The sequence below is a fragment of the Hyphomonas sp. genome, from assembly GCF_046313975.1.
Lineage (GTDB): Bacteria > Pseudomonadota > Alphaproteobacteria > Caulobacterales > Hyphomonadaceae > Hyphomonas.
Genome location: NZ_JBKBXB010000027.1, coordinates 20,290 through 45,089, shown reverse-complemented (window position 1 = coordinate 45,089; position 24,800 = coordinate 20,290). Strand labels below are relative to the sequence as shown.

Sequence of the window (24,800 nt, the reverse complement as noted above, 5' to 3'; positions counted from 1 at the left end):
ACCTGAGAATCCCTCTCCTAAGGGAGAAGGGGCATAGAGATTCAGGGCCGCGTATCCATTAGATTCCGCGCAATCACCATCCGGTGCACCTCACTCGGCCCGTCATAAATCCGCATGTTGCGGATACGCCCGGCCATCAGGTGCAGCGGCATTTCCTTGGTCATGCCCATCGCGCCGAAAGTCTGCATCGCATGGTCGAGCACTTCGGTCGCCATCTCGGTCGCATACACCTTGATCATCGAGATTTCGGTACGAACGTCCTTGCCCTGATCAATCTTCCACGCGCAGTCATACGCCATCAGCCGCGCGGCATGAATCTTCATGGCCGCATCTGCCACCCACCACTGGACGGCCTGCCGTTCTGACAGTTTCGCGCCGAACGTCTTCCTCTGCGGCGCATAGTCCCGCATCATGTCCAGCGCGCGCTGCGCTGCGCCGATACACCACGCCGCCATCTCCATCCGCCGCGTGCCAAGGCGCACCTGCATCGGGCCGAAGCCGTCGCCTTCCTTGCCCAGAAGCTTCCAGCCCGGCACCCGGCAATCCTCCAGCACCACCTCATAGGTGAACTCGCCGCCGAGCATCGGAATACGCCGCAGCACATTGAAGCCCGGAGTGCCCTTGTCGACGAGGAAGGCGGACATGCCGCCTTTCGCGCCCTTCGCCTTGTCGGTGATCGCCATCAGGATGGTGAAGTCGGCTTCCGCCGCGCGGGTGATCCAGATCTTGCGGCCATTGATCACCCAGTCATTGCCGTCGCGCACGGCATGGGTTTTCATGCCCGCCGGGTCCGCACCCGCGCCCGGCTCCGAAATGCCGATGGCCGAAACCGTTTCGCCGCGCGCATAGGGCGCCAGATAGGCTTCCTTCTGCCGTTCGTTCGCCGTTTTCATCAGCATACGGAGGTTCGGCGAGTCCGGCGGGAGGGTGTACGTCGCGGCGCTGGAGCCGAGGGCTTCATTGACTGCGACGAGGGCAACATGCGGCAGGCCCATCCCGCCCACTTCCTCCGGCGCATCAAGGCTCCACAGGCCCATCTCCTTCGACACCTTGTCGAGCCGGGCTTTCTCTTCGGCCGTCAGGTAGGCGCCCTGGCCGGCAGCGTCCCGCGCCAGCATGGCCTGTTCCAGCGGAATGACCTCCTCGCGCACGAACCGCTGCACCAGATCGCGCAGCATCCGGTGGTCTTCCTCCAGTTCGAATTGCATTTGCGGCGCCTCCGTCTGTCCACCTGCAACACGCCACAGTGCCTGATATGCCGCAAGCCTGACGCCGCGGCGGTTTTCATCCCGCCCTACGCAGTTTTACGGAGATACCTAGGGGCGATTTGCGCCTCAATATCTGCCAAAGGCAAAATGCCGGGGAGGAGAGTTTGGACGACGCACAGAGCCCGGCGCCGGTGCGCCTGCCGGATATCAAAACGATCCCGCTCCGCGCACCGCTGGACTGGCTCGCCGCCGGCTGGCGCGACTTCTGCGCCATTCCCGCCACTGCCTCCCTCTACGGTCTCATCCTCGCTGCCGTCAGCGCCGGCATCTTCTGGCTGCTCTGGTCCACGGGCTCGGCCAGCTGGTTCTACGTCCTGCTCGGCGGCTTCCTGCTGGTCGGGCCGATGCTCGGCATGGGCCTCTACGCCGCCTCCCGCAGCCTCGCCGCAGGGGCAAAGCCCCGACTGATCGACGTCTTCTGGGTACGCGACGCGGCCCATATCGAGCAGCTGATCCTCGGTCTCCTGCTCGTCTTCCTCTACTTCCTGTGGACCCGGATGGCGCAGGTCATCTACGCCCTCTCCACCTGGCGCATCCTGCGCGACCGCTCGGACTTCCTGAACTTCGTGCTGCTCGACCCCGCCGGCCAGCTGATGGTGCTGATCGGGCTTGCGACCGGCGGCTTCGTCGCCTTCTGCAACTACGCACTCGCCGCCGTTGCTGCCCCGATGCTGCTCGACCGGCGCTACACCGTCTTCATGGCCCTCGCCACCAGCGTGCGCGCGGTCAACCGCAACTTCTTCCCGATGCTGCTCTGGGCCGTGCTGATCGTGGCGCTGACGCTCCTTGGCATCCTCTTCGCCTTCATCGGCCTCGCCATCGTTTTTCCCATCATCGGCATGGCCAGCTGGCACGCCTACAAGGCGCTGATCCGCGGCGCCTGAGCGGGGCTCCTAGATGCCCTTGTCCATCGTCGCGAAGATCTCGCGCAGGATGTCGGGCAGGGGCCGCTTGCCGTTTTCCGCATCCAGCGTTTCGACCGCCAGGCGCATCGCGCCGACGGACATCATCGCCGCGAGGCGCAGGGCTGTCTCCTGCTTCGGGTCCGGGAATTTCTCGCGCAAGGCGTCGACCAGGGCATTCTCGTTCTCGACATAGGTAACATGCTTGCGCGCCTGCACGGCCGCGCTGGACTTCATGAGGCGGTGGATGCCGATCATCTCCTTCGCGGGGATCGCTTCACTGACGCGGATGACGGCATCGCGGATCGTCTCGAGCGGTCTGGCCGCTTTCGGGGCGCCGCGCACGGCCACGGTCAGCTTGTCGCTGTTGAGGCGCTGCATCGAGAGCAGGATCTCGTCCTTGGACTTGAAATAATAGAAGAACGTGCGCCGCGAGATGCCTGCCGCTTCCGCAATCTCGTCGAGCGTCGTGTTGTCATACCCCTGCCGGATGAACAGCTGCATCCCTGCTGCCGTGATGCGCTGCAGGGTCTCGCGCCGCTTGCGCTCACGCAATCCTTCAGTCTGCATGCGCCCGGTCTGGCGAGTCGTCATAATTTACCTTCAATGCAATATTGCACTCAGTGTAATTTAATATTACACCAAGTGCGAATCTTTGAGAAGGCGAGCCTATGACAAAATGGACAGTTTCTGAAATGCCCTCGCAACAGGGCCGTGTGGCGGTGGTCACGGGCACGGTGGGGCTGGGATACGAAACCGCGCTGGCGCTGGCGCGGTCCGGCGCGGAAGTGATCGTTGCCGGCCGCAATTTCCGCAATGGCGATGCCGCTGTCGGACGGATCCAGGCCAGGGCCCGCTCCGGCAAGGTGCGGTTTGAACCACTCGACCTGGCGAGCCTGAAATCGGTCGAGGCGTTTTCAGAGCGCCTGAAAGGGCAGCTCGGCCGCATCGATCTGCTGGTCAACAATGCCGGCGTGATGGTGCCGCCGAAACGTCTCGAGACAGAGGATGGTTTCGAGCTTCAGCTGGGCACCAACTATCTCGGGCATTTTGCACTCACAGCGCGGCTGATGCCGCTGCTTCAGAAAGGCCGGGACGCGCGGGTTGTTTCGGTGTCCAGCATTGCGGCGCGGCGCGGCCGGATCAATTTTGACGACCTGCAGGCGGCAGGGTCTTATGAGCCGTTTCCGGTCTATGCCCAGTCCAAGCTCGCCTGCCTGATCTTTGCGCTGGAGTTGCATCGCCGCAGCATGGCCGGGCGCTGGGGTGTCACCAGCCTTTCAGCGCATCCCGGCCTGTCGCGCACCAATCTGCTGCTCAACGCACCGGGCCAGAAAAGTATCAGCCTGTCACGCCGGTTGGCGCGGCTGATGTTCCAGCCGGCCTCGAAAGGTGCGCTGCCGACGCTCTATGCTGCGACCGCGCCGGGCGCGGCCCCCGGTGGATATTATGGCCCGGATGGGCCCGCGGAGTTGAGGGGCTATCCTGCGCCCTCGGTTGTTCCGGACAAGGCCCAGGATCCGGAGACAGCCGCGCGCCTGTGGCGTCTTTCGGAAGACCTGACGGGCGTCGCCTTCGCAGCAGAAAGGCAGGGCGCATGACCGCCCGGGATACTGCCGACGCCTACCATCCGCCAGCTACTGTTCCGCATGAATACGATCCGCCTGCGGAGTACTTCTCCGGCGCACGGACCGGCATGCTCCTGTTCGTGCTCCTGCTGGTCAGCATGCTTTGCCAGATTGATCGCATCCTGCCCTTCATTCTGGCCGAGGCAATCCGCACCGATCTGGGGCTGAGTGACACGCAGCTCGGCCTTGTCACCGGCATCGCCTTTGCGGTCTGCTATTCACTGATGTCCCTGCCGCTGGCGCGCTTTGCGGATCGCGGGTCGCCAAGGTTGGTGCTGGTGTTCTGCCTCGTGGTGTGGAGCGCAATGACCTCGCTTTCTGGTCTGGCCGCCAGTTTCGCGGTGCTCGCCATCACGCGGTTCGGAGTGGCATTCGGAGAGGCCGGCGCTGTGCCGTCCGGCCACGCGCTGATCGCGCGCCGGGTGCGGCCGCAGCTGCGGGGAATGGCGATCGGCATTTTCTCGATGGGCATTCCGTTGGGCTCGATGGTCGGCTTCGCGGCGGGCGGCGCGGTCAGCGATGCGTTCGGCTGGCGCGCAGCGTTCTTCGGGGCGGGGGCGATAGGCGGCGTTCTGGCGCTGCTGCTGTTCCTGGCCGCGGGCCCGACACCGCCGCGGCGCGAAAGCGCGGCCCGAGCCGAGCCGTTTTTCCGCTCGAGCCTGAAGCTTCTGTCCTCGCCGGCGTTCCGCTGGCTGTTCATCGGTTCGGTCATCATCGGGTTTGCCGCGACCCCCTTCTATGCCTTTGCCGCGCCGTTCCTGATCCGCACCTACGGATACACCACTGCCGAAGTCGGCCTGACATTCGGCCTGCTGCAGGGGCTGATGGGGATAGTCGGCACGCTGATCGGCGGGCCGTGGTTCGACCGGGTCGTCCGCTCCGGGTCGGGCCAGGTGCTCGGCCCGCCGGCCATCCTGTTCCTGATCGGCAGTCTCACGACCACGGCGGCCCTTTTCGCGCCTGAAGGCTGGCTGTCGATTGCGCTGATGGTGCCGGCGATGCTGTCCTTTTCGTTCATGCTGCCCTGGGCGTTCGGCGCAGCGCACCTTGTCGCCGGGCCGGGCCGACAGGCGCAGGCGTCCAGTCTGGTGATTATCGGATCAGGCCTGTTCGGACCGGCGCTGGGGCCTCTGATGGTCGGCATTGCCAGCGATACCGTAACGGCGGCGGGCATATCCAACGGCCTCGGCTGGGCGCTGTTGCTCGTGCCGGCGGCATCGGTCCTCACCGGTATCGCCATGCTCATCGCCAATGCCCGCATCGCGCAGTTCGTGAAGGGCAGGTGAGGCCGGGCCGCGGCCCTGTTTACCTTCCCTTTTCCGCGAGGAGGCCCGAGGGGCGGGGAACGGTGGCAGAACCCGGACTTTCCGGCCTTGCCGCATGGCCAGGCCGGGACCACATGTGGGAGGCAGGGCGCTTCCAATGCAGATTTGCCGTGGACGCAGGGCTGCAAACGCGTTATCCGCCCGCCTTTCAAGCTATGAGTGAGACTATGGCCGAAAAGCCCCCCAAGGCGCCGCAGGCGCCCAAGGAAAAGAAAAAGCGGGTCGGCCCGCTGACCTTCTTCTCGCAAGTGCGGGCAGAGGGCAACAAGGTGACGTGGACGACGCGCCAGGAGACCATCCAGGCGACGATCTTCGTGATCATCATGTCGATCGTGATCGCGATCTTTCTTTTCCTGACGGACATGGTCATAGCCTATTTCGTGAACTTCATCCGGGGCGCGTGATGACGCTGGCCCCCAATTCTGAACTCCAGGAGCGCGCCCGGTCCATGCCCGAAGCCAAGTGGTATATCGTCCATGCCTACTCGAACTTCGAGAAGAAGGTTGCGGCCACCATCCGTGAACAGGCGGAACGCAAGGGCCTGACCCACCTCATCGAGGAGATCGAGGTGCCGACCGAAGAGGTTGTCGAGGTCGCCCGCGGCAAGAAGAAAACCGTCGAGAAGCGCTATTTTCCCGGCTATGTGCTCATGAAGGCGCAGCTGACGGACGACATTTACCACCTCGTCAAGGACACGCCGAAGGTGTCGGGTTTCCTTGGTGCGGAAGGCGGCAAGAAGCCCCTGCCGGTGCGCCAGCGCGAAGTGGACCGCATCCTCGGCAAGACTACTGATACGTCCGCCGAGCGCCCGCGTCCGAAAGTGTCGTTCGAGATCGGCGAGCAGGTTCAGGTCAATGACGGCCCCTTCCAGGGCTTCGAGGGCGCGGTCGAGGAAATCGACGAAGCCAATGGCCGCCTGAAGGTCACGGTGTCGATTTTCGGTCGCGGAACGCCCGTCGATCTGGAATTCGACCAGGTCGTCAAGGTCTGATCCGTCCACACGGCCGTGTGGACAGTTTCTGGACTGTCCCCGGCTTGAATGCATACCCCGCAGACTGTATGTCCCGCGGAAGGTTGCCGCCTTAGCTCAGTTGGTTAGAGCGCTAGATTGTGGATCTAGAGGTCCCCCGTTCAAACCGGGGAGGCGGTACCATCTCTCCCCCTACGCGAATCTGTAGCCCGGCCTTGCCTGACAGTTGAAGTCAGCGGGCCGTAATGTGGCGAAATCGGGCAGAAGGACGGTGGCCTGATGTCTCTGTCCGGATGTTAACAAAACGACGTCGAAATACGCTAAGAACGTGTTGCAAAAGGGCCGCGGTGGGTGGAAAATTCCACGAAATGCGGCGGATTGCCCGGGGATTTTGCTCGCGGAATCCCCGAAAACGCATTAACACCGGACTATGCGGTGATATCCGTATGAACCTGCGGCCGAAGACAATCCCGTCTCCTCGGCACACAAAAGGGGATTGAGTATGAAGAAAACTCTGATGTGCGCGACCGCCGCAGCCGCATTTGCGTCTGCTGGTCTCACTGCACACGCGGAAGGCTGGTACGGCCGTACCGACCTCCAGTACACGTTTGACGGCAAACTGGATCATGATCCGGCAACCGCGAACGTCGTGGGCTCGATCGCCGGCGATTCGGACGCGTCTGAACTGATCGGCGGCACTGTCGGCCTCGGCTACGGCATGTCGAACGGCCTGCGCTTTGAAGGCGCTCTCGGCTACAAAGGCGGCGACCTGGATGTCAGCAACGGCATCAATGGAACCCTGGCTGGCACGACCGCCAACCCGAGCGGCTATGTCAACGTCATCGACCTGATGATCAACGGCATCTACGATTTCAACAAGGACGGCACGATCCGTCCGTACATCGGCGTCGGCGTCGGTGGCGCGCGCGTTGATGCGAAAGCATCGAACCGCACCACGGGTACCTCTCCGAACCTGAACGCCGCCAATGGCTTCTCGGAAAAATCGACCGCACTGGCCTATCAGGGCCTGCTCGGCGTCGGCTTTGCTCTGTCTGACCGCCTCACCATGGATGTCGGCTACAAATACTTCTCGACGGATGACCTGAACTTTGACGGTCTGCATGGCGGCACGAAGTATGATGGTGCCTATACCGACCACACGGCGACCCTTGGTCTGCGCTACGCCTTTGGCGTGACGCCGCCGCCGCCGGTTGTGCAGTCGCCTCCGCCGCCGCCCCCGCCGCCTCCGCCTCCGCCGCCGCCCCCGCCGCCTCCGCCGCCTCCGCCGGTGGAAGAAGTGCAGGAAGTGGTGCAGCAGTGTTCGGCCCTTAACCAGCAGTTCGTTGTGTACTTCGAGTGGGATCGCTCGGACCTCACCAGCCAAGCTGCCACGGTTATCGACCAGGCTGTCGCCAACATCACTGCCGGCACGGGCTGCGCCCCGGGCTCGGTGACGATCGTTGGCCACACCGATACTTCGGGCGCCCCGGCATATAACGATCGCCTGTCGGTTCGCCGCGCAGACGTCGTTGCCTCTGCTCTCGAGCAGCGTGGTATTCCGGCTACGATCATCACCAAGGACGGTAAGGGCGAATCGGCCCTGGCCAAGGCCACCGCTGACGGTGTCCGTGAGCCTCTGAACCGCCGTTCGGAAGTGACGATCATCGTCCAGTAAGGCCTTCGCGCCTCTCAATCAGACGGCCCGGCTCCACGCCGGGCCGTTTTTGTTTCGAGGCCAGCCCGGCCCGAGGCTTGCCGCCCGGTTCCAGCTGTGAAACCAAGGACCTATGAGCGAACTATCGATCCTGACGTCTGACGACGAAGCGGCGCGGGAGCGCCTGAATGCGGCTGCGGCCGCGATGCTGGCGCGCACGCGTGGCTGGTCGCTGCACAATACCGGCAGCAGCAATGTAGACGGGCTGAAATCCTTCGCGCCGAAACTGGCTGATGCCTTCTCGGAACTCGATGCGGCGATCGAGCTGGTCCAGGGGCCGGGTTTCGAGTCGGTCGGCAATGACGGCAGGGTGAGTGAGGCGCATACGGGCCCGGTGATCGAGATCACGGCGCGGCCTGAGGCGCCGCTGCAGGTTGTCATGTCGGGCCATTATGACACCGTGTTTGCACCGGGCGTGTTCGAAACGGTGACCGATCTCGGTGATGGGCGGATCAACGGACCCGGCATGGCGGACATGAAGGGTGGCCTCTGCGTGATGCTGGAAGCGCTGAAGGCGTTCGAGGCCGGCCCGTCGAAGCACAAGCTCGGCTACCGGATTGTGCTGACGCCGGATGAAGAGATCGGCAATTTCACTAGCGCGGAAGCGCTGCGGCGCGCAGCTTCGTCCGGGGCGCTGATCGGGATGACGTATGAGCCGGCGATGGAAACCGGCGCGATGTCCGGCGGGCGGAAGGGCTCGGCGGTGTTCGACATTGTGCTGCACGGCAAGGCGGCGCATGCCGGGCGCGCGAAGGAAGAAGGCCGCAGCGCGATCGAAGCGGCAGCGGAACTTGTCATCGGGCTCGAAGGACTCAATGGCCAGTTTGAAGGCGTGACATTCAATGTCGGTTCGATTGATGGCGGCGCGCCGGTAAACATCGTGCCGGATCTTGCAGTGGTGCGCTTCGGGGCGCGCGCGCCGGATCAGGCGGCGGCGGACTGGGCGACACAGCAAGTGCAGCGTCTGTTTGCAAAGGCCACAGCCCGCGACGGAATTCATGGCCACCTGCATGGCGGATTTTACCGCCCGCCCAAGCCGCGCAATGCGGCGCAGCAGGCACTGTTCGATGCGGTTCACGCCACCGGCCGGGCCATCGGGCTGGACTTAGAATTTGTCGACACCGGCGGTGTTTGCGAGGGCAACAATATCTTTGCGGCGGGCGTGCCGAATGTCGACACGCTGGGCGTGCGGGGCGGGCGGATTCACTCGAACGAGGAATTCGTCATTACAGAGAGCTTTTCCGAGCGCGCGCTATTGTCGGCCCTGATCTTGAACCGGCTTGCGGATGGCCGACTGAACGGCCGGCAAATCAAGGACCTGATGGGGCACTGACATGGCCACGCAGTATGTGATGCGCCCATCGCGGCCAGATGACCTTGGGGCGCTGATGCACCTGGCGGAATTGTCCGGACCCGGATTTACCAGCCTGCCTGTGGATGAGCCGATCCTTGCCGAACGCCTCGCCAAATCCGACCGCGCATTCCATGGCCGCCAGCGTAACCTGCAATATGGCAAGTACCTGATGATGATGGAGCATGTGCCGACCGGGCAGGTGGTCGGGTGCTCCGCCGTGAAGGCGGGTACGGGTATCGACCAGCCCTTCTTCAATTATCGCATCATCACGCTGGCGCAGGCCAGCCATGCGGCGGGCAATCTGCGCTTCGACATGGATGCGCTTGTGCTGACGAATGAATATGTGGGGTACACGGAGGTTGGCACCCTTTTCCTCAAGGCGGACCATCGCGGCGGCGGCGCGGGGCGTCTGGCGGCACAGTCGCGCTACCTGCTGATGGCAGCTGCCCCCGAGCGGTTCAGCGACCGCGTTCTGGCGGAGCTGCGCGGGGTCGTGGATGACGAAGGCACCTCGCCCTTCTGGGAATGCCTGGGGCGGCATTTCTTCAGGATGGATTTTGCCGAAGCGGACCGTCTGTCGGCGACGACGGACAACCAGTTCATTGTCGACCTGATGCCGAAATACCCCATCTATGTGGATCTCTTGCCGCCGGAAGCGCGCGAAGTGATCGGGCGGTGCCATTCGGACGGCGTCGGCGCCTACAAGCTCCTGCAATGGGAAGGCTTTGAGTTCGACCGGACGGTGGATATTTTTGATGGGGGGCCTCTGGTGGCGGCGCAGCGCCGCCATATCCGCACGATCCAGGAGAGCCGGGTCGTGACGCTGATCGCGGGCGACACTGAGGGCGACGGCGAGGCGCGGCAGGGCATGCTGTCGAGTAACCGGTTGCCCGATTTCAGGGTATCGCTGGGCAAGTTCGTGCGCCGCGACGAAACGAACCTGATTGTGCCCGAGGACGTACTGGACGCGCTGAAACTGAAGCCGGGCGCGCAGGCGCGGGTCTGGATGCGGAGCAAGTGATGGCAGGCGGCGTGTATATTGATGGCAAATGGCGCGCAGGCGGCGGGGCTGTGTTTTCCAAGACCTGCCCGGCGACAGGTGAGCTTGTCTGGGAAGGATCCTCCGCAGACGGACGGGATGTGGCTGAGGCGGTCGCCTCCGCCCGCAAGGCCTTCGCAGGCTGGTCGCGCACCCCGCAGGCTGAGCGCAGCGCCGTTATGGAGCGGTATACGGAGGAAATCGGAAAGCGCGCCGGGGCGATTGCCGAAACGATCAGCCGCGAGATGGGCAAGGCGCTGTGGGACGCAGAAGGCGAAGCGGCAACGATGAAGGCGAAGATCGCCGTTTCGATCGCCGCGCAGAAGGAGCGCGCCGGCGAGAAGACCGAAAGTGCCGCGTTCGGCTCGGCGCGCCTGACGCACCGGCCGCATGGCGTGATGGCGGTATTCGGGCCGTTCAACTTTCCGGGCCACCTGCCGAACGGGCATATCGTGCCGGCCCTGCTGGCAGGGAATACCTGCGTTTTCAAGCCCTCCGAGCTGGCGCCGGGCGTGGCGGCGCTGATGGCGGCGTGTTTCGAGGCGGCCGGGCTACCGCCGGGCTGCGTGAATATTGTTCATGGCGGACGCGAGACGGGCGGCGCGCTGATCGATCAGGACATCAACGGCCTGTTGTTCACGGGTTCTGCGGCGACGGGCGTATTCTTCCATCGCCATTTTGCGGGACGCCCCGATGTGATCCTCGCGCTGGAGATGGGCGGGAATAATCCGCTGATCATCTGGGAGCCTGCGGATGTCGATGCAGCGGCGGACATTGCGGCGCAGTCGGCCTTCCTGACGACGGGGCAGCGCTGTTCCTGCGCGCGCCGGATCATTCTTCCGGAGGGACGGTTTGGCGGCGCGGTGACCGAGGCGATTGTGGCCAGGGCGCGGGGTCTGAAAATCGGGGCGTGGAACGAACCGGGAATCTTCATGGGTCCGCTGGTTTCGGAGCGCGCGCGGCAACAGGCGATTGCCTTTCAGAACGCCATCCTCGGGCACGGCGGAAAGGCGCTGCTGCCGCTTTCCGGCATGGAGCGCGGTGGTGGATTTGTGAGCCCGGGCGTTGTGGACGTGACCGGCGCCGAAGATGTGCCGGACGAGGAATTGTTCGGGCCACTTATGCAGATCATCCGGGTAGGGACGTTTGAGGAGGCGATTGCCCGGGCGAATGCGACGAAGTACGGCCTATCGGGCGGGCTGGTGTGTGATGAGGATGCGCGCTGGCAGACGGCTTATGCTGAGATGCGCGCCGGTATCCTGAACCGTAACCGGCCAACAGCGGGCGCGAGCGGAGCCATGCCTTTTGGCGGGCCCGGTCTTTCCGGGAATTTCCGCCCGGGGGCGTATTACGCAGCCGACTACTGCGCCTGGCCGCAGGCGAGTCAGCTGGCAGACAAGGCGGCAAGATTGTCCGCACCCGGATTTCCTTCCTGAGAGAGCCCCATGGATAACACCGCGCAAAGCGACTACTGGAACGGACCCGCCGGGCAGAAATGGGTGCGGGATGCGGACCGTCTTGATGCGATGCTGCGGTCTTTTGCGGTTGCCGTTGCTCACGTGGCGCGGCCGGCACCGGGTGAGCGGGCGGTGGATATCGGCTGCGGAGCGGGCGCGCTGAGCCTGATGCTGGCCGGAGCGGGCGCACAGGTGACGGGGGTGGATATATCTGCGCCGCTGGTGCAACTGGCGCGGCAGCGGGCGGATGCGCAGGGAATTGAGGCGGCTTTTCAGCTGGCCGATGCCTCTGTCTGGCGGCCGGCGGAGCCGGTGCAGCTGGCAGTGTCGCGCTTTGGCGTGATGTTCTTTGCGGACCCTGTCGCGGCGTTCCGCAATATCCGCGCCGGCATGGCACCGGGGGGACGACTGGCGTTCGCCTGCTGGCAGCCGCTGATGGTGAATGACTGGGCCTTGCTGCCGCTGATGACCGGGGCGGAGTTCCTGAAGGAAATGCCCGCGCCGCCGCCACCCGGAACGCCGGGGCCGTTTGCCTTTGGCGACAAGGAGCGTGTGACCGGGATTTTGTCAGACAGCGCATGGTCTGCAATCCGGATTGCGCCCTGGGAAGGGCTGATGGAGCTGCCGGGTGGCAATGCAGAGGAAACCGCAGACTTCATGATGGAGATCGGGCCGCTGGCGCGGGCAATGGTGGATCAGGGGGTTGATCCTGCGCCGGTGAAGGCGGCGCTGGTGGCGCGGATTGGCGAGATGACACGCGGCAGCAGGCGAACGCTGCTGAAGGCTGCAGCCTGGATCGTCGAGGCGCGGGCATGAGTTTCGCTGTAGAAGTGAATTTTGATGGGCTGATCGGGCCGAGCCATAATTATGGCGGGCTGTCCGATGGCAATCTTGCGAGCGCCAGGAATGCGGGGGATGTGTCCAATCCGCGGGACGCGGCCTTGCAAGGGCTGGAGAAGATGCGCCGGCTCGTGCGGGCCGGCCTTGTGCAGGGCGTGCTGCCGCCGCTGGGCAGGCCCAATCTTGATTTACTCGTGGCCGCGGGTTTCACGGGCACGAATGCGCAGATGATTGAAGCGGCGGCGAAGGCCGCGCCTCGCCTTCTGAAAGCTGCATATTCGGCGAGCAGTATGTGGACGGCGAATGCTGCAACGGTTTCGCCCTCTGCGGACACGTCTGACGGCCGTCTACATCTGACGGCGGCGAACCTTTCGACAATGCTGCACCGGAGCCAGGAGCATCCGGATACGACCGCATCGCTGATATCTATCTTTCAGACGGACGAGCATTATGCGGTGCATGGCGCCTTGCCGGAGCACGCCGACTTTGCCGATGAAGGCGCAGCCAACCATGTGCGTCTGTGTGCGGAACATGGCGCGCCGGGCGTGGAATTGTTCGTGTTTGGACGGGAAGCCGGCGAGTCCGCCGCGGGGTTTCCGGCACGGCAGACGCGGCTCGCTTCGGAATCTGTGGCCCGTGCGCATGGTCTAGATCCTGCGCGCACCGTGTTTGCCCGGCAGGCACGGCGGGCGATCGAGGCGGGTGCGTTCCACAATGACGTTGTGTGCGTCGGCGCTCTCGATACGCTGTTTTTCCATGAGTTTGCGTTCGAGGACACAGCGGCGGCGCTTGCGGACTTGCGAATCGCCAGCGCCGGACGGTTTGAATTGCAGCCGGTGATGGTGCCGGATGCCGAGGTTCCGCTGAAAGATGCGATTTCGTCCTACCTGTTCAACTCGCAGCTCCTTCAGTTCCCGGATGAAGACCGGCTCGTGCTTGTGGCACCAACCGAGACGCAGGAGATGCGATCAACGCGGGAGTATTGCGATCGGCTAGTTCAATCCAACGGGCCTATCGGGCGGGTGGAGTATGTCGATGTGCGTCAGTCAATGCGCAACGGTGGCGGGCCTGCCTGTCTGCGGCTGCGCGTGGTGATGACGCCGGAACAGATTGAGGCCTGTCATCAGGGCGTGTTGCTGGATGAAGTGCGGATTGATGAACTGCAGGCGGTGATCCGCGCGACTTACCGGGACAAGCTGTCACCATCCGATCTGGCGGACCCCGTCTTTGCGGACGAGTGCCGCGCGGCGCGCGAAGCGCTGTTGCGCGTACTGGAACTGGAGGAGCTGACATGATCCGGCTGTATGATTACTGGCGGTCTTCTGCAGCCTACCGCGTGCGTATTGCGCTCAACCTGAAAGGCGTGCCTTACGCGCGTGTGCCAGTGAACATTCTTCCGGGCAAGGACGAACAGCTGGAGACGGCGTATCAGGCCGTGAACCCGCAGATGCGTGTGCCGGCCGTCGAAGTGGACGGCCGGGTGGCGGGCCAGTCACTCGCGATCATCGAATGGATTGACGAGGTGTTTGAAGGGCCGGCCCTGCTGCCGATGGATCCGTGGCTTCGTTTGCAGGCGCGGGCCTTTGCCGATGTGATTGCATGCGACATTCATCCGCTGAACAATCTCAGCCCGCTGGAGGTGCTGCGCCGGGATTTCGGGGCGGATGAGGCGGCGATAAACCGCTGGTACAGCGACTGGATCGTGCGGGGCTTTGCGGCGCTGGAGGCAATGGCCGGAGAGTATCAACGCGGCGCGTTCCTGTTTGGCGAGGCGCCAACGATTGCCGAAATCGTTCTGGTGCCGCAGGTGGCGAATGCGCGCCGGTTCAATGTGGATCTTGCGGCGTTTCCCAGGCTTGTAGCCCTTGACGAGGCCTGTCAGGCGCTGGAGGCATTTCAGCGCGCGGCGCCGGAAAATCAACCGAAAGACTGAGGCCTATTGCCCTTCGGGAGCGGTCTGGATCTCGACGATTTCGACTTCTTCAAGATCGCCTAGCGGCTCGGCAAGCTTGGAGGCATTGCCATGAAGCCAAGTGGTGAAGCCGCTCGTCAGGGCGCCGCCGGGAGTGCCTTCTCCGGAATAGGAATAGTTTGGGCCGGACTTGCGAATCTCGATGGCGAGCGTGCAACTTTCCTCCCTTTCGAATTTCCGGGAGCAGACATCCGCTTTGTTCGTGCCCGGAGCAAAGCCGGCAGAGTCCGCCGTTTCGCCGAATGTCAGGACGCCGACAAACCGGTCACGCAGCAGGCTGTCTGCTGCCAGTTTCTCGGCGAGGATTGCCGGCAGGGCGGTATCCGTGGCGATCACGAAAGCGCGGCCGCGATTGTCTTCCTCGATGTATTGCTGAAGCGCGGCGGCGATATCGGCTTCTGCATTCCCGGCGCGCACAAGCGGCGCATAGACAGGTCCGATGGACGCAAAGACTTCGCTCAGACTGCCGAGTGATTTCGCGGAGGCGAGAAGGCGGCGTTCTTCGGTTTCGGCGGCGCCTGTTTCGATGGAGGCGCCGGTGGAAATGATCACCGCGTCGATATCCCAGCCTGCTTCCCAGACAGCGGGTGGCGGCGTTTCCGGTCGCACGGCCCAGCTTTCTGGCGCCCCATAGTCAAAGTCTGGCAGCGCCGAGATCGCAATGGGTTTGGCCGGGCGCATGAACCAGACGGCGACCGCAATGGCCGCAACGAGCAGGGCGGCGATCAGGACTATTGGCAGGTAACGTTTCATCAGGCGCGGCATCCGGTATCAGCGGGTCGCGGTCTTTAACCCCGAATAACCCGGCTGGTCGACAGACAATTGGTCAATTGTGGTCGTTTTCAGATGCGAAAGGAGACCTTCTGTTGAAAGGTCCATGCGGCCAGCGCGGATTTCCTCGCAGAGCTTTTGGTTAAGCGCGGTGACACTCTCTCCGCTTGTGCCGAGAAGCGCTTCGAGGCGGATTTTTTCGGCGGCTTCCGCGGCCGGGCGGATGTCGAGTTCGCGCAGCACGGTAGCGAGCGCATTCGAGGCGACGCGCGCATGGAAGGCGGCGTGACCGGTAAGCTGCGGCGCGGCGGTCTTGTCGATGAAGGATTTGACCGCTTCTATCAGTTCCTTCGCTGAGGGTGCGTCATGCATGGCGGCCCAGCCCTTCGAACAGGTTTATGAGGTCGATCTCGTTTTCAGACACACGACGACCGATGGCTGCGCGCTCGACACTGGGGTCGGCGCCGGTCTTGTAGGCGCCATACATTGTCATGCACATGACGCCCCATTTCAGGCTGCCCATGATTTCCCACCAGTCGATCTCTGAGGGAGCGAAACGCTGGCCACCGGCGGCGGCGTAGGCATCGAGCAATTCGGGCAGGTCGCCGAAGCCGCCAACGCGCTTCTCCGTGTGGCCGAAGCGCCAGGAATTGACGCAGAGCCAGGCAATGTCTTCGCGGGGGTCGCCGATATGGGCGAGTTCCCAGTCGAGCACGGCGCCGAGACCGTCCTGGTTGACAATCAGGTTGCCGAGGCGGAAGTCGCCGTGGACGAGGACGGGTTCTGCGGGGTCGGGCGCATTGGCTTTCAGCCAGGCGAAGGCGAGTTCCAGAACCGGGCGGGGCAAGTTGAAGCTCTGGTAGATGGTTTCGTATTTGGCGATCTGATCAGCGCCGAGACTGCGCGGAAGAGGGCCCGAGCTAGTGAGCGGGACGGCGTGAATGCGCGCGAGGGCTTCGCCGCAATCCCGCGTGAGGCGCGTGCGGGCAAGCGTGAACTCCTCATCGCGGAGGATTTTCCGGCCGAGCGTTTCGCCGGCGACGCGGCGCATGATGAAGGCTTCGCCCAGTTCGCTGCCCGGAGGGGAAACGTGGAGGACTTCCGGCACGCGGACCGCCGCTTTCCCTGTGGCCGCAAGAAGAACCGCCTCGGTTGCGAGTGACACCGCTTCCGATGCGCGTGCGGCAGCTGCGCCGCCTGGCGCACGGCGGAGAATCAGTGGGGTGCTGGCGCCGCTGGTCTCGACATCAAAGGCCCAGGTTTCCTGGCTGGCGCCGCCCGAAAGTCTCTTCAAGGACACAAGCTGCGCGCCTGCGCCGAAATGCGCATGCGCCCAGTCAGCAAGGGGCTTTTCGATCTGGTTTCCAGTTCCCATCTTCGCCACAATTGCGCGGAAGAAGGGAGTCGCCAAGCGGTAACGCTGAGTAAGGCGGCTTGCCGGGAGGCAATGGGAATGAGCGAGAACAATTTGCCGGATGATCCGCTGGGTGTCGTGAAGCCGCCCGCGAAGCAGGGACTGTTCGCCTGGCTGCGCGAACGCTTTGTTGCCGGCATGCTGATCGCGCTGCCGATCGTGGCAACGTTCATAATCCTGGATTTCCTGATCAACCTGATCGACAGCCGGGTGGTTCCGCTGATCCCGCCGGCCTTGCGGCCGGAGACCTATCTCGATTTTGCGGTGCCGGGTTTTGGCCTGATCATCCTGATCCTGTTTCTGACGCTGCTTGGCGCAGTGGCGACCAACTATCTCGGCAGCTATTTTGTGTCGCTGACGGACCGGATCCTGACGCGTGTGCCGGTCGTGCGCAGCGTCTACTCCGTGTTCAAGCAGATCCGGGATGTGTTCCAGAGCAATTCTGCGGGCCAGTACAAGGAAGTGGTGATGGTGCAGTATCCGCGCGCCGGAAGCTGGGTCATCGGATTTGTTTCCGGCCCGGCAAAAGGCGAGATGCGGCATCGTCTTGGGGCGGATTATATCGGCGTTTTCGTGCCGACGACACCGAACCCGACCTCGGGCTTCCTGCTCTATGTTCCGGAAAAAGATGTCGTGCGCATGGACATGACAGTGGAAGAAGGCGCGAAGGTGATCTTCTCGGGCGGCCTCGTTATACCGGAGTATCCGCCGGCTCCGAAAGAGCAGGTCACGGGCAAGTAATCACGAGCCATTGTCGATGTCTGCGGCGATACGCGGGGTCAGCAGTTCACGGACGATCCGCAGCGCGTTGGCACGTTCGCTGGCAGGACCTGCGGCGCCTGTGATGACGGCCTCCGCATCCTTGGCGCCGATGGCGAGCAGGTCTGCGTGGCGCGACATTTCAAGGATCCGGTATTCTGTTGCGCCGGCCTGGCGCATGCCGAGGACATCGCCCGCGCCGCGCAGGCGGAAATCGGCTTCGGCGATTGCAAATCCATCTTCTGTACGGCGGAGCGTATCGAGACGTTCGCGGGCGGTTTCGCCGAGCGGGGGGCGATAGAGCAGGAGGCAGAAGGAGGGCTTGTCGCCGCGCCCGACGCGGCCCCGCAGCTGGTGCAACTGGGCGAGGCCGAAGCCTTCGGCGCGTTCGATCACCATGATGGTGGCCTCGGGCACATCGACGCCGACTTCGATGACCGTGGTGGCGACGAGCAGGCGCGTGGCACCGGTGCGGAAGTCTTCGAGGGCCGTATCCTTGTCTGCGGGCTTGAGACGGCCGTGCACGAGGCCTGCCTTGATCCGCAGCTCATCTTGAAGCGCCGCGTGCCGGGCGACGGCGGAGGAATCGTCTTCATCCGCATCAACACGGGGGCAGACCCAGAAGACCCGCTCGCCGCGTTTAATCGCGCGTCCGACCGCCTCAATGACATCCTCGATACGGGTGTCGGGAATGGCGCGGGTTTCGACAGGCTTCCGGCCGGGTGGTTTTTCATCAAGGACGGAGACCTCAAGATCTCCGTGTACGGCCTGTGCCAGAGTGCGCGGGATCGGCGTGGCGCTCATCACCAGCATGTGCGGGCTGTCAGACTTGCTGGCGAGGCGCATACGGTCTGCGACGCCAAAGCGGTGTTGTTCGTCGACAATGATGAGGCCGAGCTTGCGGAAGCTGACCGCTTCCTGAAACAGGGCATGGGTGCCTGCGACGATCTGGATGGAGCCGTCAGAAAGGCCCAGCATTGTACCCTGCCGGGCGCTGCCTTTGTCGCGGCCGGAGAGGGCGCCGACTGTGTGGCCGAGCGGCGATAGCAGCTGGTCGAGTGTTTCAAACTGCTGGCGGGCGAGCACTTCGGTGGGGGCCATGAAGGCGGACTGGTAGCCGGCGGCGGCAGCCTCGACGGCGGCCATTGCCGCGACGAGCGTCTTGCCGGCGCCGACATCGCCCTGCAGCAGGCGGCGCATCGGATAGCCGCGGGCCATGTCCGAGCTGATATCGGCAGCCGCGCGAAGCTGCGCGCCGGTCGGCCGGTATGGCAGCACATCCGTCAGCCGGTTGATGGCGCTGGGCGGCGCCTTGATGACCGGTGCGTGGCGCGCGCGCCGTGCAGCGCGGGCGAGGGCGAAAGCCGAACCGCGGGCGATGGCTTCATCATAGGCGAGGCGTTCGCGCGCAAGATCGAAAGCGTCGGGATCGTAGCTCTTGGGATCATGCAGGGCGGCGAGGGCGGCATGGAAGCCGGGCCAGCCGCGCTGGCGGACGAGATGCGGGTCGGACCATTCGGGCAGGTCCTGTGGGACCCTGCCGAGGGCCTGGAGGGTGAGGGTGTGGACGCGGCGATTGGTTAGGCCGGCGGTTAGGGGGTAGATCGGCTCGACCTCCGGCGGGGAGTCGCCCTTGGCCGGATCAACGACGAAATCCGGATGGGTGATCTGGCGCTCGCCTTTGTAATCCTCGATTCGGCCCGAGACGATGCGGGAGGCGCCGACGGGAAACTGTGACTTCAGCCAGCGGGGATCGGCGCGGAAATAGGCGAGGGTGAGGAAGCCGGTCTCGTCGCCGAGCTGGATCCGGTAGGGGGAGCGGTCATTGTAAGGGGCGTGGTGGACGATGACATCGCCGCGCACGGTGGCAACTTCGCCGGGCACGGTTTCCTCGAAGGTGGCGCGGACGCGGCGATCGACCCAGCGGTCGGGCAGCAGGAGGACTAGGTCCCAGACTGTGGTGCCGCCCGTCAGGCGCTGGAGCAGGGGCAGCAGTTTGGGGCCGACACCCGTGAGCGTGTCGAGACCGGCAAAGAGGGGATAGAGCCTTTCGTCGCGCATGGTCCCTGCAAGCTAGGCGCAGCCGGGCATGTGTACAATCTGAGCTTTCCCGGTCCAAAAACCGTCCATATGTCGCTACAGAGAGTCCAAACGGAAATTGAGCCCAGATGACTGACGAAACGCGCCAAAAAAAGCTGCAATTCCGCGCCTGGAGGCGGGGATTCCGGGAGCTGGACCTGCTCATGGGCAGTTTCGCGGACAAACACCTCGGCGGCTATGATTCTGAGGGGCTCGACGAGTTCGAGCGCTTGCTGGACATTCCCGACTGGGAGATGTTCGCATGGCTGGTCGGGCAGGAAGCGGTGCCTGAGATTCACAAGGGTCCGGTGCTGGACCAGCTGATCGCATTCCGCTACGCCGCGCAGTCCGGCTGAGGCCGGGTGACAAGGTAAGTATATGACCCCCGCTGATTTCCTGAAATCGCTGAGCGGCCCTGCTGCTTTTGCCGGAGCGCCATTTGGCGCAGACCTGATCGTTTTCTGTGAGGCGCTGCAGAAGCGCGGCGGGGTTGGCGTGTATGTCGCGCGCGATGACCGGATGGCGCAGGCAGCGCGGCGGGTGGCGCTGTTTGCCGCGCCGCGGCTTGAACAGGTGGACCTGCCGGGCTGGGATGTGCTGCCGTATGACCGGATCAGCCCGACGCCTGCGGTCGCAGCGCGGCGCTGTGCGGGCTTTGCCAGGCTGGCGCGGTATGAAGCGGCGCAGGGGGCGCTGCTCGTGGTGACGACGGCGGGATCGCTGGTGCAGCGTGCGCCGCCTCTGGCGACCCTCAAGAAGACCTCCTTTGCGCTGCGCAAGGGGCAGAGTGTCAAGCAGGCAGAACTCACCGAGTACCTTGCCGTCAACGGCTATATCCGCGCGGGCACGGTGCGCGAGCAGGGTGAGTTTGCGATCCGCGGGGGGATCATCGACATTTTTCCTCCGACGGCGCCGGAGCCCTACCGGCTCGACTTCTTCGGTGATGTTCTGGAGACGCTGCGGACGTTTGACACCGAGACGCAGCGCTCAACCGGAACGGCGGAGGCCGTGACCTTCGCGCCGGTCAGTGAGGTTCTGTTTGACGATGACATTCTCAGCAAATTTCGCGACCGGTATCTCGCTGTGTTCGGGCCGCCATCTGGCGATCAGATGTATGAGGCGGCGCGGGCTTCGATCCGGCGGCAGGGCGTTGAGGCCTGGCTGCCGCTGTTCCATGAGCGGCTTGATACGTTGTTTGACTACGCGGGCGAGGGCGCGTTGTGGGGGCTGAGCCACCTGGCGAGCGAGGCGGCGCATGAACGCCTGACGCAGGCCTCTGATTATTACGCGGCGCGTCTTGATGCTGGCGGCGGCGATGTGCGCTCGGCCAAGGTGTTACCGCCGGAGCGGCTGTACCTTACGCTGGATGAACTGGATGAGCGCCTCGCGGAGCGCGCGGTGGTGCGCTTCAATCCGGCGGAACCGAATGCCAATGCCTTCGACATGGGCGGCCGGCGCGGGCGCGACTTTGCCCCGGAACGTCTGCGGACGGACGAAAACATCTTCGAGACGGTCATTGATCATGCAAGGGCCCTCTATGCGAGCGGCAAGCCTGTGGTGTTCGCGGCCTGGTCAACGGGCTCGGCCGACCGCCTGATCAATGTGCTGGGCGACCATGGCCTGACGGGGCTGGCGCAGGTACACTCGCTGCAGGCAGCAGCGAAGACGGATTTCACGGTGGCCGAAGTGCCCATCGAGGCGGGTTTCTCGCTGCCGGGTATCGCGATGATTTCCGAAGCGGATGTGCTGGGCGACCGGCTCGCCGCGCCGCGGCGCAAGCGCAAGACGGCGAGCTTCATCACCGATGCAACCTCGCTGACGGCGGGCGACCTGGTAGTGCACGTTGATCACGGTGTCGGGCGGTATGTGGGCCTGCGCACGCTAGAAGTGACCGGCGCGCCGCATGACTGCCTGCAGATCGAATATGCCGGCGGCGACATGATCTTCCTGCCGGTCGAGAATATCGATCTGATCAGCCGCTATGGATCGGAAGATGCCGAAGGCGCGCTTGACCGGCTCGGCGGGGCGGGATGGCAGACGCGCAAGGCGAAAGCCAAGAAACGCATCCTCGAGATGGCCGCGGAACTGATGGCGATTGCGGCAGCGCGCGAACTGCGCCGCGCTGAGGCGGTAACGGCCGGGCAGGGCTTCTATGAGGAGTTCGCGGCGCGCTTCCCGTATGAGGAAACGGAAGATCAGCTTTCTGCGATTGAAGATGTGCTCGGAGACCTCGCTTCCGGCAAGCCGATGGACCGTCTGGTGTGCGGCGATGTGGGCTTCGGCAAGACCGAGGTAGCGCTGCGTGCGGCTTTCGTTGCAGCGATGAACGGCAAGCAGGTGGCGGTGATTGCGCCAACGACGCTGCTGGCCCGGCAGCATTTCAAGACTTTCGAGGAACGCTTTGCCGGCTGGCCGCTGAAGGTGCGTCCGCTGTCGCGGTTCGTAGGCGCGCGGGAAGCAGCTGAAGTGCGTGCGGGCCTTGCCGATGGCAGCATTGATGTGGTGGTCGGCACGCACGCGTTGCTGACAAAGGAGATCGAGTTCAAGCGGCTCGGGATCATCATCGTTGACGAAGAGCAGCGCTTTGGCGTGAAGCACAAGGAGCGGCTGAAAGAGCTGAAATCTGATGTGCACGTTCTGACGCTTTCAGCGACGCCGATTCCGCGGACGCTGCAGATGGCGCTGACGGGCATCCGCGACCTGTCGATCATCGCGACGCCGCCTGTCGACCGTCTCGCGGTGCGCACCTACATCACCGAAGAAGACACCGTAACCCTGCGCGAGGCGTTGCTGCGGGAGAAGTATCGCGGCGGGCAGGCCTATTTCGTCGCTCCGCGCGTGGTCGATCTCGACAAGCTTGAAAACTTCATGCGCACGCATGTGCCGGAAGTGAGCTTCATCGTGGCACACGGACAGATGGCTTCCGGGGAACTCGAAGACATCATGACGGCCTTCTATGACGGCAAATATGATGTGCTGCTGTCGACGACGATTGTGGAAAGCGGCATCGACATTCCGCGCGCAAATACTTTGATCATTCACCGGGCCGATATGTTCGGCCTGGCACAGCTCTACCAGCTGCGCGGCCGCGTGGGCCGGTCGAAACTTCGCGCGTATGCGTACTTTACGACGCCGAAGGACAAGGTGATCACCGAGAGCGCGGAGAAGCGGCTGAAGGTGCTGCAATCGCTCGACTCGCTGGGCGCGGGCTTCCAACTGGCGAGCCATGACCTCGATATGCGCGGCGCGGGCAATCTGCTCGGCGACCAGCAATCCGGGCAGGTGAAGGAAGTCGGCGTAGAGCTGTATCAGTCGATGCTGGAAGATGCCGTGAAGGCACTGCGCGCTGGTGCGAAGGATGATGAGGACGTGGCGGACGACTGGTCGCCACAGATCAATCTTGGCGTGGCGGTTCTCATTCCGGAGAACTATGTCGAAGATCTCAACGTGCGCCTGTCGCTGTACCGGCGGCTGTCAGACATCGTGACGCCGCAGGACAGGGAAGCATTTGCGGCTGAGCTGATTGACCGGTTCGGTCCGCTGCCGCCGGAAACGCGGCAGCTGCTCGACGTGATGGCGATCAAGGTGCAGTGCAAGGTGCTTGGCATATCGAAGATGGATTGCGGGGAGAAGGGCGCGGTGTTCGCCTTCCGACCGGACACGATCATGGATCCGGCGAAGATCATGGAGATCGTCCGCTCACGGCCGAACCAGTTGAAGCTTCGCCCGGATTCGAAGCTGGTGCACTCTGGCCTGGGTGGCGCGCCTGAGCGGCGCATTCCGCTGGTCAAGGCGTTCCTGAAGGAGCTGGAGGCAGCCTGCGGACTCGCCTCGGCTGAAGCGGCGGATGCGGTGGCCCGCATGGCGAGCCGCGGGCCGGCTGAGCCGGAAGACAAGTGGAAGAAGAAGTTATCGTCAGGCTTTCTGACCGAAGACTAGGCTGCAATACTTGGGCGCAGCATCGGGCCGACCTGGCCGGTGACGAGCAGGGTTTTGGGTGTGTGATAAGCGCGCTTCTCCGTGATGCGCCAGCCATAGCGCGTGCCGATGCCAGGCGCCCTCTTATCGATGGCGCTGGCGATGCGTTCAGCGAGCCGTATGGCGCCGCGATAGGGCGTTGCGGGGAGCGATATTGCGAACGTGCCGGGGCGCAGGAGCGAGGGGCAGTCTGAGTCCCTGATCTGCGAGCGGATGATGCCGGCAAAGTCCTGCTGCGCCTGAAGCGATTGGCTGAGCGCTGGATCAAGGCAGAAGGTCAGCACGCTGAGATGTTCTGCGCGCTGCGTGGCAATCTCCATCTGGCGCGCGACATGGGTTTCCATGAAGGCGAGATTGAACAGGCCGGTGGTGAAATCAGTCAAATCGCGGTGTTCGCCGGGATGAGGCATCAGCGGGGTGAAGGCGACAAGGCGGCGGCAGACAGTTTCGATCAGCGAGACGATCTTTGCCATGCGTCCTGCTGCGTCGACTACTTCTGTCGCCTGCGCGATAATGGTGTTCTGACGCTCCGTAAGCGGAAGACCAGGATGAGAGAGGGCGATGACAGGCAGGATGCCAAGGCCGTTTTCATCGGCGATCCAGTGGCCGGTCAGGCTGTCTTCTTCCTTGTAGGAATCGAGGTCAACGAGCGCGGCGGCGAAGCGACGCTCAGCCATGTATTGCTGCGCCGTGTGGCGGCTGAGCGCGGCGGTGACGGCGATGCCGCGTTGCCTGAGGAGGCCCTGCAGCGACAGGAAGAGGGCCGAGCCTTCGCCAAGATAGAGGAGCGTGGGGACCGCGTTGAGGTCGGCCGGCGGGATGCGTACGCCGAGGGCGCTGGCCGTGTCACGGCGTGCTTCGGCTTCCTTAAGGCGGCTGGCGCGGCGTGCGAGAGCAGCAAGGCGGCTGCGCAGGCCGCTGAGGTCGCGGTCGCGGCGCAGGAGCACCGCTTCACCAGCGGAGGGGATTTGTGTCTCCGAGAGATCAAGGATCACGATATGGCGGTGGACCTGAACCATCGTAGCGCGCGAGAGCCCGTCGAGCGTTTCTCGGGAAACGGTGGCAATGTCGATCAGCAGTGGGTCCGGTGCGCTGAAGTCAATTGGCGTACTTGCCGGATAAGGACGCATGCCGCTGGCGCGCAGGCGGGAACTGATCATCTCCTGGCGGGGGCTGCCGGCCGCGATCTCGATGGGCGGATCGAAGAAAGAGAGATCGGACATACGCAAAAACGCCTGCAACTGCACGCCGCCGGGCGGACGCGGCGGCACCCCTTCCTTTTGCGGTCCGGACACTTAAGGTTCGGCTAATTCGAGCATGAACACTGAGT

22 protein-coding genes and 1 tRNA gene are annotated in these 24,800 nt (G+C 63.8%); 16 read left to right on the top strand and 7 right to left on the bottom strand.

Annotated elements, in window-relative coordinates; genetic code table 11:
- Window positions 1-41: 41 nt before the first annotated feature.
- Window positions 42-1,208 carry an acyl-CoA dehydrogenase family protein gene (locus ACK4TE_RS10750; RefSeq protein ID WP_409911508.1) on the bottom strand — a complete coding sequence of 389 codons (1,167 nt, stop codon included), beginning with the start codon at window positions 1,206-1,208 and terminating at the stop codon, window positions 42-44.
- Between the two features lie 164 nt (window positions 1,209-1,372).
- Between ACK4TE_RS10750 and ACK4TE_RS10745 the strand changes: the two genes are divergently transcribed.
- Window positions 1,373-2,152 (top strand): DUF2189 domain-containing protein, encoded by a 780-nt coding sequence (locus ACK4TE_RS10745; protein WP_409911507.1) that lies wholly within the window; start codon window positions 1,373-1,375, stop codon window positions 2,150-2,152.
- A 9-nt stretch (window positions 2,153-2,161) separates the two neighbouring features.
- Here the strand turns inward: ACK4TE_RS10745 and ACK4TE_RS10740 are convergent, their stop codons facing one another.
- Complete coding sequence (locus tag ACK4TE_RS10740; protein ID WP_409911506.1) at window positions 2,162-2,764, bottom strand: TetR/AcrR family transcriptional regulator; 603 nt, start codon at window positions 2,762-2,764, stop codon at window positions 2,162-2,164.
- Between the two features lie 77 nt (window positions 2,765-2,841).
- On the opposite strand from ACK4TE_RS10740, the gene ACK4TE_RS10735 reads away from it, so the two are divergent.
- The 12 genes from ACK4TE_RS10735 (at window position 2,842) to maiA (ending at window position 14,430) form a co-directional block, all read left to right on the top strand.
- The gene (locus tag ACK4TE_RS10735) at window positions 2,842-3,771 is read left to right on the top strand and encodes an oxidoreductase (RefSeq protein WP_409911505.1); all 930 of its coding nucleotides are present in this window, start codon (window positions 2,842-2,844) and stop codon (window positions 3,769-3,771) included.
- Window positions 3,772-3,866: 95 nt separating this feature from the next.
- Window positions 3,867-5,084 carry an MFS transporter gene (locus tag ACK4TE_RS10730; protein WP_409911510.1) on the top strand — a complete coding sequence of 406 codons (1,218 nt, stop codon included), beginning with the start codon at window positions 3,867-3,869 and terminating at the stop codon, window positions 5,082-5,084.
- 206 nt (window positions 5,085-5,290) lie between these two features.
- The gene (secE, locus tag ACK4TE_RS10725; RefSeq protein ID WP_409911504.1) at window positions 5,291-5,527 is read left to right on the top strand and encodes a preprotein translocase subunit SecE; all 237 of its coding nucleotides are present in this window, start codon (window positions 5,291-5,293) and stop codon (window positions 5,525-5,527) included.
- A gap of 44 nt (window positions 5,528-5,571) precedes the next feature.
- Window positions 5,572-6,114, top strand: a complete 543-nt coding sequence (gene nusG / locus ACK4TE_RS10720) for a transcription termination/antitermination protein NusG (protein WP_409911503.1) — start codon at window positions 5,572-5,574, stop codon at window positions 6,112-6,114.
- Between the two features lie 85 nt (window positions 6,115-6,199).
- Window positions 6,200-6,276 (top strand) — tRNA-His (locus ACK4TE_RS10715).
- 319 nt (window positions 6,277-6,595) lie between these two features.
- Window positions 6,596-7,768, top strand: coding sequence for an OmpA family protein (locus tag ACK4TE_RS10710; RefSeq protein ID WP_409911502.1), 1,173 nt, complete (start codon window positions 6,596-6,598; stop codon window positions 7,766-7,768).
- Between the two features lie 112 nt (window positions 7,769-7,880).
- Window positions 7,881-9,140 carry a hydrolase gene (locus ACK4TE_RS10705; RefSeq protein WP_409911501.1) on the top strand — a complete coding sequence of 420 codons (1,260 nt, stop codon included), beginning with the start codon at window positions 7,881-7,883 and terminating at the stop codon, window positions 9,138-9,140.
- A 1-nt stretch (window position 9,141) separates the two neighbouring features.
- Window positions 9,142-10,182 (top strand): arginine N-succinyltransferase, encoded by a 1,041-nt coding sequence (locus tag ACK4TE_RS10700; RefSeq protein ID WP_409911500.1) that lies wholly within the window; start codon window positions 9,142-9,144, stop codon window positions 10,180-10,182.
- Entirely contained in the window at window positions 10,182-11,636 is a 1,455-nt protein-coding gene (gene astD, locus ACK4TE_RS10695) for a succinylglutamate-semialdehyde dehydrogenase (protein WP_409911499.1), read from the top strand. The genes ACK4TE_RS10700 and astD overlap by 1 nt, the downstream gene beginning before the upstream one ends.
- Before the next feature lie 9 nt (window positions 11,637-11,645).
- Window positions 11,646-12,473 carry a class I SAM-dependent methyltransferase gene (locus ACK4TE_RS10690; protein WP_409911498.1) on the top strand — a complete coding sequence of 276 codons (828 nt, stop codon included), beginning with the start codon at window positions 11,646-11,648 and terminating at the stop codon, window positions 12,471-12,473.
- Window positions 12,470-13,792, top strand: a complete 1,323-nt coding sequence (locus ACK4TE_RS10685) for an N-succinylarginine dihydrolase (protein ID WP_409911497.1) — start codon at window positions 12,470-12,472, stop codon at window positions 13,790-13,792. The genes ACK4TE_RS10690 and ACK4TE_RS10685 overlap by 4 nt, the downstream gene beginning before the upstream one ends.
- Window positions 13,789-14,430, top strand: a complete 642-nt coding sequence (gene maiA, locus ACK4TE_RS10680) for a maleylacetoacetate isomerase (RefSeq protein WP_409911496.1) — start codon at window positions 13,789-13,791, stop codon at window positions 14,428-14,430. The genes ACK4TE_RS10685 and maiA overlap by 4 nt, the downstream gene beginning before the upstream one ends.
- A gap of 3 nt (window positions 14,431-14,433) precedes the next feature.
- Here maiA and ACK4TE_RS10675 read toward each other — a convergent pair whose 3' ends face one another.
- Genes ACK4TE_RS10675 through ACK4TE_RS10665 form a run of 3 tightly spaced genes read right to left on the bottom strand, consistent with a single transcriptional unit; the run spans window position 14,434 to window position 16,615 of the window.
- Window positions 14,434-15,222 carry a hypothetical protein gene (locus ACK4TE_RS10675; protein WP_409911495.1) on the bottom strand — a complete coding sequence of 263 codons (789 nt, stop codon included), beginning with the start codon at window positions 15,220-15,222 and terminating at the stop codon, window positions 14,434-14,436.
- Window positions 15,223-15,240: 18 nt separating this feature from the next.
- Window positions 15,241-15,612, bottom strand: coding sequence for a DUF6285 domain-containing protein (locus ACK4TE_RS10670; RefSeq protein ID WP_409911494.1), 372 nt, complete (start codon window positions 15,610-15,612; stop codon window positions 15,241-15,243).
- Window positions 15,605-16,615: a phosphotransferase family protein gene (locus ACK4TE_RS10665; RefSeq protein WP_409911493.1), complete on the bottom strand. Its 1,011-nt coding sequence runs from the start codon at window positions 16,613-16,615 to the stop codon at window positions 15,605-15,607. Before ACK4TE_RS10665 ends, ACK4TE_RS10670 begins: the two co-directional genes overlap by 8 nt.
- A gap of 78 nt (window positions 16,616-16,693) precedes the next feature.
- Between ACK4TE_RS10665 and ACK4TE_RS10660 the strand changes: the two genes are divergently transcribed.
- On the top strand, window positions 16,694-17,395 hold the full coding sequence (locus ACK4TE_RS10660) for a DUF502 domain-containing protein (protein WP_409911492.1): 702 nt from the start codon (window positions 16,694-16,696) through the stop codon (window positions 17,393-17,395).
- Here ACK4TE_RS10660 and recG read toward each other — a convergent pair whose 3' ends face one another.
- The gene (gene recG / locus ACK4TE_RS10655; protein ID WP_409911491.1) at window positions 17,396-19,474 is read right to left on the bottom strand and encodes an ATP-dependent DNA helicase RecG; all 2,079 of its coding nucleotides are present in this window, start codon (window positions 19,472-19,474) and stop codon (window positions 17,396-17,398) included. It lies immediately after the preceding gene.
- A 107-nt stretch (window positions 19,475-19,581) separates the two neighbouring features.
- Between recG and ACK4TE_RS10650 the strand changes: the two genes are divergently transcribed.
- Both ACK4TE_RS10650 and mfd read left to right on the top strand, forming a co-directional pair.
- Entirely contained in the window at window positions 19,582-19,848 is a 267-nt protein-coding gene (locus tag ACK4TE_RS10650) for a succinate dehydrogenase assembly factor 2 (protein WP_409911490.1), read from the top strand.
- Window positions 19,849-19,870: 22 nt separating this feature from the next.
- Entirely contained in the window at window positions 19,871-23,431 is a 3,561-nt protein-coding gene (gene mfd / locus ACK4TE_RS10645) for a transcription-repair coupling factor (RefSeq protein ID WP_409911489.1), read from the top strand.
- On the opposite strand, the gene ACK4TE_RS10640 is transcribed toward mfd, so the two are convergent.
- Entirely contained in the window at window positions 23,428-24,693 is a 1,266-nt protein-coding gene (locus ACK4TE_RS10640) for a hypothetical protein (RefSeq protein WP_409911488.1), read from the bottom strand. The two genes, mfd and ACK4TE_RS10640, sit on opposite strands and share 4 nt — an antisense overlap.
- Between the last annotated feature and the right edge of the window lie 107 nt (window positions 24,694-24,800).

What these genes read in the sequence shown, in the direction of transcription:
- ACK4TE_RS10750 (WP_409911508.1), bottom strand. Translation starts at nt 1,208, where the DNA reads ATGCAATTCGAACTGGAGGAAGACCACCGGATGCTGCGCGATCTGGTG.
- ACK4TE_RS10740 (WP_409911506.1), bottom strand. Translation starts at nt 2,764, where the DNA reads ATGACGACTCGCCAGACCGGGCGCATGCAGACTGAAGGATTGCGTGAG.
- ACK4TE_RS10735 (WP_409911505.1), top strand. Translation starts at nt 2,842, where the DNA reads ATGACAAAATGGACAGTTTCTGAAATGCCCTCGCAACAGGGCCGTGTG.
- ACK4TE_RS10730 (WP_409911510.1), top strand. Translation starts at nt 3,867, where the DNA reads ATGCTCCTGTTCGTGCTCCTGCTGGTCAGCATGCTTTGCCAGATTGAT.
- secE (WP_409911504.1), top strand. Translation starts at nt 5,291, where the DNA reads ATGGCCGAAAAGCCCCCCAAGGCGCCGCAGGCGCCCAAGGAAAAGAAA.
- nusG (WP_409911503.1), top strand. Translation starts at nt 5,572, where the DNA reads ATGCCCGAAGCCAAGTGGTATATCGTCCATGCCTACTCGAACTTCGAG.
- ACK4TE_RS10710 (WP_409911502.1), top strand. Translation starts at nt 6,596, where the DNA reads ATGAAGAAAACTCTGATGTGCGCGACCGCCGCAGCCGCATTTGCGTCT.
- ACK4TE_RS10705 (WP_409911501.1), top strand. Translation starts at nt 7,881, where the DNA reads ATGAGCGAACTATCGATCCTGACGTCTGACGACGAAGCGGCGCGGGAG.
- ACK4TE_RS10700 (WP_409911500.1), top strand. Translation starts at nt 9,142, where the DNA reads ATGGCCACGCAGTATGTGATGCGCCCATCGCGGCCAGATGACCTTGGG.
- astD (WP_409911499.1), top strand. Translation starts at nt 10,182, where the DNA reads ATGGCAGGCGGCGTGTATATTGATGGCAAATGGCGCGCAGGCGGCGGG.
- ACK4TE_RS10690 (WP_409911498.1), top strand. Translation starts at nt 11,646, where the DNA reads ATGGATAACACCGCGCAAAGCGACTACTGGAACGGACCCGCCGGGCAG.
- ACK4TE_RS10685 (WP_409911497.1), top strand. Translation starts at nt 12,470, where the DNA reads ATGAGTTTCGCTGTAGAAGTGAATTTTGATGGGCTGATCGGGCCGAGC.
- maiA (WP_409911496.1), top strand. Translation starts at nt 13,789, where the DNA reads ATGATCCGGCTGTATGATTACTGGCGGTCTTCTGCAGCCTACCGCGTG.
- ACK4TE_RS10675 (WP_409911495.1), bottom strand. Translation starts at nt 15,222, where the DNA reads ATGAAACGTTACCTGCCAATAGTCCTGATCGCCGCCCTGCTCGTTGCG.
- ACK4TE_RS10670 (WP_409911494.1), bottom strand. Translation starts at nt 15,612, where the DNA reads ATGCATGACGCACCCTCAGCGAAGGAACTGATAGAAGCGGTCAAATCC.
- ACK4TE_RS10665 (WP_409911493.1), bottom strand. Translation starts at nt 16,615, where the DNA reads ATGGGAACTGGAAACCAGATCGAAAAGCCCCTTGCTGACTGGGCGCAT.
- ACK4TE_RS10660 (WP_409911492.1), top strand. Translation starts at nt 16,694, where the DNA reads ATGAGCGAGAACAATTTGCCGGATGATCCGCTGGGTGTCGTGAAGCCG.
- recG (WP_409911491.1), bottom strand. Translation starts at nt 19,474, where the DNA reads ATGCGCGACGAAAGGCTCTATCCCCTCTTTGCCGGTCTCGACACGCTC.
- ACK4TE_RS10650 (WP_409911490.1), top strand. Translation starts at nt 19,582, where the DNA reads ATGACTGACGAAACGCGCCAAAAAAAGCTGCAATTCCGCGCCTGGAGG.
- mfd (WP_409911489.1), top strand. Translation starts at nt 19,871, where the DNA reads ATGACCCCCGCTGATTTCCTGAAATCGCTGAGCGGCCCTGCTGCTTTT.
- ACK4TE_RS10640 (WP_409911488.1), bottom strand. Translation starts at nt 24,693, where the DNA reads ATGTCCGATCTCTCTTTCTTCGATCCGCCCATCGAGATCGCGGCCGGC.